General features: G+C 32.8%; 12 protein-coding genes. 4 read left to right on the top strand and 8 right to left on the bottom strand.

Annotated features, from left to right (window positions below; all coding sequences use genetic code 11):
- Positions 1-87 precede the first annotated feature (87 nt).
- Positions 88-1,170, top strand: a complete 1,083-nt coding sequence (locus IEV10_RS11385) for a WD40/YVTN/BNR-like repeat-containing protein (RefSeq protein ID WP_188374856.1) — start codon at positions 88-90, stop codon at positions 1,168-1,170.
- A 27-nt stretch (positions 1,171-1,197) separates the two neighbouring features.
- Here IEV10_RS11385 and IEV10_RS11380 read toward each other — a convergent pair whose 3' ends face one another.
- The 7 genes from IEV10_RS11380 to IEV10_RS11350 all read right to left on the bottom strand — a co-directional run bounded on the left by IEV10_RS11380 (position 1,198) and on the right by IEV10_RS11350 (position 7,968).
- Positions 1,198-1,653, bottom strand: a complete 456-nt coding sequence (locus IEV10_RS11380) for a sensor of ECF-type sigma factor (RefSeq protein WP_188374855.1) — start codon at positions 1,651-1,653, stop codon at positions 1,198-1,200.
- Between the two features lie 16 nt (positions 1,654-1,669).
- The gene (locus IEV10_RS11375) at positions 1,670-2,173 is read right to left on the bottom strand and encodes a hypothetical protein (protein WP_188374854.1); all 504 of its coding nucleotides are present in this window, start codon (positions 2,171-2,173) and stop codon (positions 1,670-1,672) included.
- A gap of 35 nt (positions 2,174-2,208) precedes the next feature.
- Positions 2,209-2,751 (bottom strand): RNA polymerase sigma factor, encoded by a 543-nt coding sequence (locus IEV10_RS11370; RefSeq protein WP_188374853.1) that lies wholly within the window; start codon positions 2,749-2,751, stop codon positions 2,209-2,211.
- A 69-nt stretch (positions 2,752-2,820) separates the two neighbouring features.
- Positions 2,821-4,647, bottom strand: a complete 1,827-nt coding sequence (locus IEV10_RS11365; RefSeq protein ID WP_188374852.1) for an ABC transporter ATP-binding protein — start codon at positions 4,645-4,647, stop codon at positions 2,821-2,823.
- Positions 4,648-6,375 carry a phospho-sugar mutase gene (locus IEV10_RS11360; RefSeq protein ID WP_188374851.1) on the bottom strand — a complete coding sequence of 576 codons (1,728 nt, stop codon included), beginning with the start codon at positions 6,373-6,375 and terminating at the stop codon, positions 4,648-4,650.
- A gap of 67 nt (positions 6,376-6,442) precedes the next feature.
- Positions 6,443-7,393: a glycosyltransferase family 2 protein gene (locus IEV10_RS11355; RefSeq protein WP_188374850.1), complete on the bottom strand. Its 951-nt coding sequence runs from the start codon at positions 7,391-7,393 to the stop codon at positions 6,443-6,445.
- 44 nt (positions 7,394-7,437) lie between these two features.
- Positions 7,438-7,968, bottom strand: coding sequence for a DUF4199 domain-containing protein (locus IEV10_RS11350; protein ID WP_188374849.1), 531 nt, complete (start codon positions 7,966-7,968; stop codon positions 7,438-7,440).
- Between the two features lie 161 nt (positions 7,969-8,129).
- Between IEV10_RS11350 and IEV10_RS11345 the strand changes: the two genes are divergently transcribed.
- Together IEV10_RS11345 and IEV10_RS11340 are read left to right on the top strand one after the other, a co-directional pair.
- Positions 8,130-8,381, top strand: coding sequence for a type B 50S ribosomal protein L31 (locus tag IEV10_RS11345; RefSeq protein ID WP_188374848.1), 252 nt, complete (start codon positions 8,130-8,132; stop codon positions 8,379-8,381).
- A 77-nt stretch (positions 8,382-8,458) separates the two neighbouring features.
- Positions 8,459-9,634, top strand: a complete 1,176-nt coding sequence (locus IEV10_RS11340) for a GlmU family protein (RefSeq protein WP_188374847.1) — start codon at positions 8,459-8,461, stop codon at positions 9,632-9,634.
- Positions 9,635-9,639: 5 nt separating this feature from the next.
- Here IEV10_RS11340 and IEV10_RS11335 read toward each other — a convergent pair whose 3' ends face one another.
- Positions 9,640-11,277, bottom strand: a complete 1,638-nt coding sequence (locus tag IEV10_RS11335; RefSeq protein ID WP_188374846.1) for an ABC transporter substrate-binding protein — start codon at positions 11,275-11,277, stop codon at positions 9,640-9,642.
- A gap of 137 nt (positions 11,278-11,414) precedes the next feature.
- Between IEV10_RS11335 and mtaB the strand changes: the two genes are divergently transcribed.
- A complete protein-coding gene (mtaB, locus tag IEV10_RS11330) occupies positions 11,415-12,734 on the top strand; it encodes a tRNA (N(6)-L-threonylcarbamoyladenosine(37)-C(2))-methylthiotransferase MtaB (RefSeq protein ID WP_188374845.1) in 1,320 nt (439 codons plus the stop codon).
- Positions 12,735-12,749 lie beyond the last annotated feature (15 nt).

Raw genomic sequence — 12,749 nt, 5'->3', positions numbered from 1 at the left:
AATAGCGTGCAAAGGTACACAAATGTTTATGATGAAACATTAATTAATAACTATTTTATGTAGTTTTAGTCCAGAAAATCCTATATGATGAAAAACCTTATTCTACTGTTATGTTTTGTTGCAATTGTTTCTTGTAAAGACGATTATAAAAGACCAGAAAAAATTTCGAAGGTTGCGATTACACCTATTCTCAAAGATTCTACAGTTAGCATTAGAGCATTAGAGTTTAATGAAGAGTATTTATTTTATGGGGCTTCAGACCACATTGGAAAACGTGCTTTAAATAAAGAATTAAAGTTGAGTTTGGATGACTTTAAAGTAAGTAACGGAAAACAGCATTTTAAAAATGTAATGACTTATGATGATAAACCGCTAAATTTTAGAGCTATAGAAATTGTTAACGGAACTATGTTTGCTGTAACTATTGGTAATCCCGCAAGGTTATATAAGCTTGCTAGGAAGTCTACTAACCCAAAATTGGTTTATGAAGAATTGCATGAAAACGTATTCTATGACTCTATGAGCTTTTGGAATGAGCAAGAAGGTATAGCTATGGGTGACCCAACAGATGGTTGTATAAGTATAATTATAACACGTGATGGTGGTGAGTCATGGACTAAACTATCTTGTGATGATTTACCAAAAGCAATTGAAGGTGAAGCGGCGTTTGCTGCAAGCGATACTAATATCACTATAGTTGGTGATGAGACTTGGATTGCTACTGGTGGTATGGTTAGTCGTATTATGTATTCTTCTGATAAAGGTAAGTCTTGGGAAGTATATGATACACCAATTGTACAGGGCAAACCAACTACCGGAATGTATTCTCTGGATTTTTATGATGCTAAAAACGGATTTGCTATTGGAGGAGATTATACAAAGCCAAATGACACACTATCTAACAAGATAAGAACACAAGACGGTGGGAAAACATGGCAAGTTTTAGCTGACGGACAATCACCGGGTTATAGAAGTTGTGTGCAGTACATACCTAATAGCAATGCGCAAGAATTGGTGACCGTTGGTTTTAAAGGTATTGATTATAGTAATGATGGAGGGAAATCATGGGAACACCTTAGTGACGAAGGTTTTTATATCATACGTTTTTTAAACGATTCTATTGCCTATGCTGCAGGTCGTGGACGTATAAGTAAACTGATATTTAGATAAAAAAAGAAGCCTCACTGGGCTTCTTTTTTAATCTTTCTTTCTCCTATTTTTAAACTTTTCGAGACGTTTTAACAATTGTCTATTAAATTCATCTTCAACTACTTTTAATCGAATGATTTTTTTTGCAGGGATTGCAGATTTTAAATCTTTCAAAAGTTTTTGTTTTGCTAGGTGCATTTTATTTTCGCCCTCAATTATTTGTTCTAAAAAAGAATTGGCTTCACTATCCGATACGTCTTGATTCCTACGCATTTTACGCATTATTGGTCTAAAGTATTCAGACTTGATTTTATTCGAAGTGTCGTCAAATTGATTGTAGATTGGCCAAAATTTCTGAGCTTCATCCGCAGTTAATGCTAATTTTTCAGTAATAAAAGCTATTTTCTGAGTTCTTATACGTTCCTTCATTTTTCCGTCTTTCGGCGGTTGTGCAAGACTTAAAAGCCCTGTAAAAATTAAAAGTATGGTAATTATTTGTTTCATTTTTAATATTGTTTTTTTATTCTAAAAAAGCTTCTATATCTGCGTTTTCTAATAGGTATTCCTCTAGATTTTCTTCGTTGTATTCTGTTTCTATTAAGGTAAAGTTATCTTCTAATACATCTGCGTCAGATAATAACTCGGCCAATTCATAACTGTCCAAATCACTATCTGCAAAGTAGCTTTCTACCATTTCTACAGATAATTCCTCAGCATTTGAGTTGTTTATAAAAATGGCAAATAAGAATAGGAGAGAAGCCGCGATACCAGAAACATAATACATGTGTTTTCTTGAAAATAGGCTAATGACTTTCGTTTTGTTCTCTTCATTAACTTTATCAAGAATTTTTGATTCGACGGTATCAAAATAATCTTTAGGGATATTAAACCCAGTAGCAGTAATACCTTTTATAGAAATATTTTCTTCTAAGCGCTGCATTAGCTTCTCATCAAAGGATTCAAAATAATCTTTTGGAGCCTTAAACCCAGTTGAATTAATGTTATGTAATTTATCTTTTTTCATTTTCTATTTCTATGACTTCTAGATTACTAAAAGGTTTAATCTGAAGTTAAAAACAATTCTATTTTTTTAACTGCTATATGATACGAAGCTTTTAATGCACCTTCACTTGTTTCTAAGATTTCTGAAATTTCTTTGTATTTCATATCGTCAAAGTATTTCATGTTAAACACCATTTGCTGTTTATGGGGCAGAGTTGCTATAGCTTTCTGAAGTTTTAACTGAATGTCATCACCTTCAAAATATACATCGGCTTTTAGATTATTGATAGCATTAGTTTGTGCTTCTTCATTAGAAATTTTTAATCGCTTAGCATTCTTGTTTATATGTGTAATCGACTCATTTGTAGCAATACGATACATCCAAGAAAACAGTTTGCTTTCACCCTTAAACTTATCGATACTTCTAAAGACTTTTATAAACGTATTCTGTAGCACATCATCTGCATCATCATGACTAATAACAATTTTACGAATATGCCAATATAACCGTTCTTTATGGAGGCTTAAAAGCTCTCTAAAAGCAGTCTCTTTGGTAGCGGTATCTTTTAAGCGCGTTATTAGGTCTAATTCGTCCGTCAAAAACTTTTGATTTGTTGCTTTGACTAAGGTAATTAGAAAAGGTTTAAAAAATGTTGAATTTTTGTAGAATTACTCGAAACTCTGCATTTCGACAAGCTTTTTGTAGACGCCACCTTTTGCTAATAGCTCTTCATGAGTCCCTTGTTCGGCAATTTCGCCTTTAGACATCACTACAATTTGGTCTGCATTTTGTATCGTAGATAAACGATGAGCAATAACAATAGATGTTCTGTTTTTCATCATATTTTCCAATGCTACCTGTACCAAACGTTCACTTTCTGTATCGAGAGCAGAAGTGGCCTCATCCAAAATCATAATTGGTGGGTTTTTAAGTACTGCGCGGGCGATACTTAAACGTTGTTTTTGTCCGCCAGATAGTTTGCCGCCAGCGTCACCAATATTTGTTTCAATACCATTTGGTAAATCTTTTACAAACTCCCAGGCATTGGCAATTTTAAGTGCGTCAATAACTTCATCATCAGACGCTTCTTCTTTACCAATTAGGATATTGTTTTTTACAGTATCGTTAAATAGAATAGAATCTTGGGTTACTAGTCCCATTAATCCGCGAAGTGAAGACTTTTTTAAGTCTCGAATATCTTCACCGTCAATACTAATATTGCCTTGGTTTACATCATAAAAGCGTGTTGCCAAATTGGCAATAGTACTTTTCCCACTTCCAGATTGCCCCACAAGAGCAACACTTTTTCCTTTTGGAACTTTGAGTGAAAAGTTCTTTAAAACTAAATCATCTTCGTATTTAAATGAAATATTATTAATGCCAATTTCTGACGTAAAATCGTCTTTCGTTTTTGCTTTTGATTTGTCTTCTAGTGGTGAATTGGTATTTAAAATTTCTAAAACACGTTCGGCAGCGGCATTACCTTTTTTAACACTATAACTCGCTTTGCTTATTGCTTTTGCAGGTGTTAAAATATTATAGGCTAAGCCCATAAATACGATAAATTGCTTACCATCTAGAGAGCCGTCAACCAATACCATTCGTCCACCAAACCAAAGTAAAATACCTATTACACCAATACCTAAAAACTCACTTGTTGGCTTTGCTAGGTTAGTTCGGTTTAATAATGAATTTGAAAATTTAAAGAATCTACTTGTTGAGTTTTGAAATTTTCCAGCAAAATTACGTTCAGAATTATAACTCTTAATAACCTTAAGACCACTAAGTGTTTCTTCTAATATGGATAGAAATGTGCCTTGTTCTTTTTGGACCTTGTCTGATTTTCGTTTTAAGCTTTTTCCGATTAATGAAATTATAAACCCTGAAATAGGAATAAAAATGAAAACAAATATTGTGAGTTTCACGCTGATTGTGAGCATGAACAATATGGTAAAAATTATAGTTAGTGGCTCTCTAAATATTAATTCTAAAATTGAAAGGAAAGAATGTTGAATCTCTAACACATCAGTGCCAAAACGTGCCAAAACATCTCCTTTACGTTTTTCAGAATAAAATGAAACAGGTAGTTCTAAAGTTTTGTCATAAAGGTCGTTACGTAAATCTTTTAATACACCGTTGCGCAAAAATGTAATAAAATACATCGCTAAATAATTAAAAAGATTCTTTAAAAAGAAAACACTGATTATAAGAGCTATTACAAATATTAATGCTTTTGAAGCGTCAGAACCTGCCATTTCTGATATGTAATAGTTAAGGCTATTACTAAAATAGTTACCAAATTCTGTAAAGCCTTCGTAGCTAGGTTTTACAGTTGGTTTTTCCGCTTCTGGATTAAATAAAACCTCTAATAAAGGCATCAACACCATAAAAGAGAGTCCAGAAAAGAGTGCGTAAAAAATATTGCATATGACGTTTAGAACAGCATATGATTTATAAGGTAACGCAAAGCGAATAATTTGTTTGAAATAATTCATCTAAATGTTCATGTCTTTTAAGATAGCATCAATTTTAGATTCCAATAACTGCTCCGTTTTGCTAAAGTCAGACATATTGTCAAGTGTCGTATTAACACTAATATAGAATTTTATTTTTGGTTCTGTACCACTAGGTCTCAATGCTATTTTACTTCCATTTTCCGTATAGTAAATTAAGACGTTAGATTTTGGAACGTCAAGGTTGTAGTCTTCATGCGTTTGTAGGTTCTTCGCTATAGACAGCTTATAGTCTTCAATTAACACTACTTTTTCTCCATTGACTACTCTTAGAGGGTTTTCTCTTGCATCAATCATTATTTGTTTAATTTCCTCTGCACCTTCAATTCCTTTTTTAACAAGTGATACCAAACGTTCTTTGTAAAAACCATGCTTAGTATAAAGCTGAATCAACTCTTTATAAAAAGAACTCCCATTAGCCTTAGCTTGGGCTGCAATTTCGCATGCTAATAATGTGGAGGTTACTGCATCTTTATCTCTAACAAAATCACCAACCATAAAACCAAAACTTTCTTCTCCGCCACCAATAAAATCTAATTCTGGGAAGTCTTTAATCATTTTGGCAATCCATTTAAAACCAGTTAATCCAATTTTAATTTCGGTATTGTAAGCATCAGCAAGAACACTCATCATTGGCGTAGAAACTATAGTAGAACCAATAAATTCTTTTCCTTTTAGTTTTGCTTTATTTTGCCATTGTTTTAAAAGAAATTCAGTCATGACTATCATAGTTTGATTGCCATTAAGTAATGAGATTTTCCCGTCTAAATCTCTAACAGCTATACCAACGCGATCACTATCTGGGTCTGTACCAATAACAATATCACCATTAACTTTTTCTGCTAATTCCATAGCCATTTTTAGTGCAGCAGGTTCTTCAGGGTTTGGAGAAGCTACTGTTGGGAAATCACCATTAGGTTCTGCCTGTTCTTCAACAATGTTTACATTGTTATAACCTGCACGTTTTAAGGTTTCAGGAATTGAAGTAATTGATGTGCCATGCAATGATGTAAATACAATATTAAGATTGTCTTTAGCATCTTGACTTGTATTGAAGCTTCCATTATTTACTGAAGCATTGATAAAAACATCATCAACGTCTTTGCCTATATATGCTATTAAATCAGAATTGCTATCAAACTTAATTTCAGAATAATCCAAGCGATTTATTTCTGCTATAATCTCTGCATCTTGAGGCGGTACTAGTTGTCCGCCATCTTGCCAATATACTTTATAACCATTATATTCTGGAGGATTGTGAGAGGCGGTTAATACAATACCACAATGACATCCTAAGTGTTTTAAAGCAAATGATAGTTCTGGGGTTGGTCTTAAATCTTCAAATAAATACACTTGAATACCATTGGCAGAAAAGACATCCGCAACAACTTGACCAAATGCTTTACTATTGTGTCTGCAGTCATAGGCGACAGAGACTTTTAGCTGTTCTCCTGAGAACGTTTGCTTTAAATAGTTGCTTAGGCCTTGCGTGTTTTTTCCAAGAGTATATTTATTGATTCGGTTGTTGCCAACACCCATAATACCGCGCATTCCTCCAGTTCCAAACTCTAAGTTTTTATAAAAACTTTCTTTAAGTTCTTTGGGGTTACCAGCAATCATACGGTTAACTTTCTCTTGAGTATCGTTATCAAAAGTTGGTGTTAACCAAACATTTACTTTTTCTAATAATTCTGGTTCTATATATAGCATAATCAATTGTATTCTGTGTGCAAAAGTACATAATTACAATAATGAGTAAGCAGAATGTAGATGTATTTTAATCGAGATTTAAGTTCTCTTTTATGAGATAGCGTTTGCTATCTCGTTTAGAACGCAAAATTAGCTCTCCAAGGAAGCCAGCAATAAAGGATTGTGTGCCTATTATCATTGTGGCTAAAGCAATATAAAATGTTGGCCGTTGAGTAATTAATCTGCCAGTTGGATTAATAAAAAGTTTATCGATACCCATGTAAAATGCAAATGTAAATCCAATTAAAAACATGATAACTCCAAGTGCGCCAAACAAATGCATTGGGCGCTTACCAAATTTAGAAATAAACCAAATGGTTAATAAGTCTAAAAAACCGTTTATAAAACGATTCATCCCAAACTTAGTCGTTCCATATTTTCTAGCCTGATGTTTTACAACTTTTTCTCCAATAACTTTAAAACCAGCATTTTTGGCTAGTACAGGAATATATCTGTGCATTTCACCATTGACATCAATATTTTTTACAACAGCATTTTTGTAGGCTTTTAAACCGCAATTAAAATCATGCAATTTTACTCCAGAAGTCCTACGGGCTGCCCAATTAAATAATTTTGAAGGTAAATTTTTAGCGATTACTGAGTCGTAGCGTTTTTTCTTCCAGCCAGAAACCAAATCAAAATCATCGTTGATTATCATTTGATATAATTCTGGAATTTCTTCAGGATTATCTTGCAAATCAGCATCCATGGTAATAACGACATCACCTTTTGCTTTTGCAAAACCTGCATGTAGTGCTTGGGATTTTCCAAAATTTTGTAAAAATCGAATACCCTTTGCGTTATTATCTTTTTTGGAAAGTGTAGATATAATTTCCCATGAATTATCTGTGCTGCCATCATCAATAAACAGAATTTCATAAGAAAACGAATTGGATTGCATCACTGATACAATCCAATCGTGTAATTCTGTTAGCGACTCAGCTTCGTTTAAAAGCGGAATGACTATAGATATATTCATGTGTTTGTTATCTAATGTTTAGACATCAAATGTAAATAAAATAATTAAGCTTCGTTAGGGTCATTCTTTTTAGTTACTGCCGCTATTACAAGTCCAATTAAGCTCATTATAGTTAAAAATATAGCATAACCTAAAAATTGATTACCAATTGAAAAAGGATTGTTTTGTTCTAGTTTGGCTACTGCTTCATCAATTGATGCTTGTGGTGCACCGAAATTTTCCATCATTTTTACTTGATTTTCAATTTGCATTTCGGCTAAAACTTGAGCTGATTCGGTATCGACAACATTAAAAATTAAGAAATACACTACCGTACTTATAAAAAGTCCTAGTGCTACAGTTATAAAATAAGATGTAAATGCTTTTTTAAAAGAGATAAAACCACCTAGCATTTTTTTAGATGAGTTTATTGATATGATTCCAAATGTTATTATAGAAACAAGTATAGCTACTAGTACCCATATACTGTTAAAGAGTTTTATGTCTACGACATAAGCAATGATATTAACTACGGCTAAAGTTAATCCAAGATAAAGACCGTAATTAATAGCTGAAGATTTTAAAGATTTTTCCATGAGTTGATAGAGTTTATTAGTTAATCAGTTAGTTAGTACTCAAAGATAGATAATTGTTACAAAAATCTTAAAAATAAAAAAGGAGAAAAACATTGTAGAATTATAAAAAATAATTAAATTTGCACCTCGAAAAAATCGAAAATATTATAAAGCATTTAGTGATGAGAAAAGGTATACATCCAGAAAATTATAGAGTAGTAGCATTTAAAGACATGTCTAACGATGAGGTGTTTTTAACTAAATCTACTGCAGATACAGCAGAAACGATTGAGGTTGATGGTGTTGAGTACCCATTAGTAAAACTAGAAATTTCTAGAACTTCACATCCTTATTACACTGGTAAATCTAAATTAGTAGATACTGCTGGACGTATTGATAAATTCAAAAACAAATACGCTAAGTTTAAAAAATAAGCCTAGTTTATAGATATTTACAAAAAGCCTTTCCTTAACAGAAAGGCTTTTTTATTTTTACATAAATTCAATAATCAATGAATTATATTCTTTTTGATGGTCCTAACAGAAATAATCTGTTGCCCTTTACATATACAAGACCAGTTGCTGACATAAGAGTTGGTATCTTAACTATTAGAGAAAAGTGGGAGTCTTATCTGGATTATACGACAACTACAGTTACGGAAGATTATTTATCTGAAAAGTTTCCAATGGTAGAAATGGAGATTAATACAATGATAAATGCTTCCTATTTGCCAAATCATGAAATTGTTGCTCTAGTAAGAGAATTAAAAATCAATCAAGCGATTTTTAAAGACGAAGACGTTATTGCATTTTGTGTTGAAGAAGGTGCAGAACATGATGATTTTTCAAATTTTGAAGCTATAGAATTTCAAAACGATATTGTAAAAATAGAACACACTTGGGATATTTTTTCAAAAAACGGAGAGGCTATTACGGACGATTTTGAATTAATCACTAAAAATAGAAAATCGCAACCCATTCCATCCACAGTAAATACAATAAACTCAGAGCAAATCTTTATTGAAAAAGGCGCAAAAATTAATTTCGCTACTCTTAATGCTAGTTCTGGACCAATTTACATAGGAAGAGATTCTGAAATAATGGAAGGCAGTTTGGTTCGGGGACCATTTGCATTGTGTAGTAATGGCGTATTAAAATTAGGCGCAAAAATTTATGGGGCTACTACTATTGGGCCTTTCAGTAAGGTTGGAGGAGAAGTCAATAATTCAGTGATTTTTGGCTATTCAAATAAAGGACATGATGGATTTTTAGGAAATTCTGTTTTAGGCGAATGGTGTAACTTAGGAGCAGATACTAATAATTCTAACCTAAAAAATAACTATGCTGAGGTGCGTTTATGGGATTACAACACCGAAGGTTTTGCTAGAACAGGGTTACAGTTTTGTGGATTAATGATGGGCGATCATAGTAAATGTGGTATTAACTCTATGTTTAATACAGGTACTGTTGTTGGTGTAAGTTCTAATATTTTTGGAAGTGGTTTTCCACGTAACTTTGTGCCAAGCTTTTCTTGGGGCGGAAGCAAAGGTTTTGTAACATACAAAACCAATAAAGCTTTTGAAGTTGCTGAAGTGGTTATGAAAAGAAGAGCTATTAACTTTACGCAATTAGATAAATCTATTTTAGAGCATGTATTTGAAATTACACAGAAATATAGAAGAGATTAAGCACTCTATTGAATTATAGTCTTTTTTACAGTTTTAAGGTCAAGTAAGTTGGTAGCATTGATACCCAAGCCTTCCACATTTTTTCTTGTAAATCTAACAACTTCGTCATAAAACAGAGGAATAATAGGTGCGGATTGTATTACTAAACTATCCATTTTTGTATAAAGCTTAGTACGTGCTTCAGTATTAGTTTCTAAATAAGCTTGCTCATATAATTCATCAAAAATAGTGTTCTTAAAATGCGTGTAGTTTGGACCATTTGGCGCAAAATTTTCACTGTAATAAAGCGATAAATAATTTTCAGCATCAGGATAATCAGCAATCCAACTAGCTCTAAAAAAATCTAGCTGACCATTGGCTTTAAGATCTTTTAAACTAGAGGCAGGAATAACGTCTACTGTAATATCTAGGCCTATTTTTTGAAGCTCTCTCTGGATATATTCACAAAAATTCAGGTAGTTACTAGTGGTTGTTAATGTTACTTTAGGAGAAGTAATGTTTGTTTCTTTTTTAAATGCATTGAGTAATGCTCTTGCTTTTTTGGGATTGTAATGATAACCAATAGTGCTGTCATAACCAGGTAAACCTTTTGGTATAAATCCTCCATTTGCAGGTATACCAATGCCATTACGTAAATAAGTAATCATTTTTTTACGGTCAAAGCCTAAGTTTACAACTTGTCTGATGTTTTTAGATTGTACTTCACTTAAATCACTTTCCATAAAAAAACCTAAATATTCAGTATTTAAATATGGACCACGAATCATATTTACGTCACTTGAGTAACTAGCCTTTAAAGTGCCTTTCGAAGTCAGTATTTCATCTTTGTATGAAGCATCTAAGCCAGATACAAAATCAATATTCCCTTGTGCAAATTGTAAAAACTCACTTTGTTTATCTGGTAAAAAAGTAATGGCTACAGCTTCAAGGTAAGGTAATTGGGTTCCATCAGGTGAACTTTCAAAATAGTTTTGGTTTCGTCTTAAGACTAATTTGATGTTTTCTTCCCATCGCTTAAATGTAAATGGTCCTGTGCCAATAGGATTAGACCTGAAATCAGAACCATAATATTCAACAATCTCTTTAGGGACAACAGAGCAGTACTTCATAGTCAATAATCCTAAAAATGCTGGAAATGGTTGCTTGAGTTTAATAATAAAAGTCGAATCGTTTTCAGCATAAAAGCTGTCTACCTTATTTAAGGTCCAGCTTCCGGGAGACGCTATTTTTTTATCTTTTAGTCTATTAAAACTATATTGAAAATCTGAAGCCCTAACGACTCTTGTAGAATCACTCCCAAAACGTGTGTGTTTATGAAAGTATACACCTTTCCTTAAATTAAATGTATAGGTTTTTGCACTATCTGTAATCTTCCAAGATTTTGCTATAGCCGGCTTTACATTAAGCGCATCATCCATTTGCACCAAACCATTAAAAAGTTGATTTGTGCCCCAGATGTCTGCTAAATCTTTTGAAAATGCTGGGTCAAGTGAGCTTATATTGCGGTGTTCGTTATATCTAAAAACTAAGTGGTCTTCAATAGACGATTTACTTTTTGAACAGGAATAGGCTAAAACTAATAGTAAAGCAAAAATTATTTTATTGGTTTTATGAGAACTAAAGCCTAGTATTTGTTTTAGCATTTTGTGTATTAGTTGTAAATTTGTGGCCTTGAAATAAACTTTTGAAGCTAACTAAAGTATTAATAAAGAAAAAGACTTTACAAAACTTACAAAAGCTTTAAAATATTAAAACTCGATTACCGAGTAAAAATACAAGAATGAACGCTAGAAAAAAAGTTGCATTTTATACTTTAGGTTGTAAGCTAAATTTTTCTGAAACGTCTACGATTGCCCGTAATTTTGATAATGAAGGGTTTGATAGAGTAGAGTTTAAAGAAAAAGCAGATATCTATGTTATAAACACATGTTCTGTTACAGAAAATGCAGATAAGCGTTTTAAAACAATAGTAAAGCAAGTACAAAAGGCAAATGCAGACGCATTTGTTGCAGCTGTGGGTTGCTATGCTCAGTTAAAACCAGAAGAATTAGCTGAGGTTGATGGCGTAGATTTGGTGCTAGGCGCAACAGAGAAATTCAAAATTACAGATTATATCAATGACTTGTCCAAAAATGACTTTGGGGAAGTCCATTCTTGTGAGATTGAAGAAGCTGATTTTTATGTAGGTAGCTATTCTATAGGCGATAGAACACGTGCGTTTTTAAAAGTACAAGACGGATGTGATTATAAATGTACGTATTGTACAATTCCATTAGCCAGAGGTATTTCGCGGAGTGATACCATGCAAAATGTACTTGATAATGCTAGAGAGATATCTCAAAAAGGGATTAAAGAAATTGTATTAACAGGAGTTAATATCGGTGATTATGGTAAAGGGGAATTTGGTAACAAAAAACATGAGCATACGTTTTTAGACCTCGTATCTGAATTAGATAAGGTCGAAGGAATAGAGCGTTTAAGAATTTCATCCATTGAACCAAATCTCTTAAAAAATGAAACCATTGATTTAGTTTCAAAATCAAGAGCGTTTGTACCACACTTTCACATCCCATTACAAAGTGGGAGTAATGTATTGCTTAAGAAGATGAAGCGTCGCTATATGAGTGAACTATATACCGATAGAGTTTCAAAAATAAAAGAGGTCATGCCTCATGCATGTATAGGGGTTGATGTCATTGTTGGTTTTCCTGGCGAAACAGATGACTTATTTTTAAACACTTACAATTACCTAAATGAATTAGATATTTCATACTTACACGTATTTACTTATTCTGAACGTGATAATACCGAAGCTGCTAATTTTGAAGGTGTTGTGCCAAAAAATGTTAGAGCTAAACGCAGTAAAATGTTACGCGGCCTTTCAGCAAAAAAGCGTCGTGCTTTTTATGAAAGTCAGTTAGGTACTGAGCGCACTGTTTTATTCGAAGGTGAAAATAAAGAAGGCTATATTCATGGATTTACTGAAAACTATGTAAAAATAAAGACACCGTGGAATCCAGAATATGTAAATACCATTCATAAAGTAAAGCTTACAAAAATTGATGATGACGGACTGGTCCGTTTCGATTTTAAAAATTAGATTTGCCAAGGATTA

The sequence above is a fragment of the Winogradskyella haliclonae genome (assembly GCF_014635865.1).
Classification (GTDB): Bacteria; Bacteroidota; Bacteroidia; order Flavobacteriales; family Flavobacteriaceae; genus Winogradskyella; species Winogradskyella haliclonae.
Note: the sequence above shows the minus strand (reverse complement) of the source record. Positions and strands in the feature narration are given on the sequence as shown.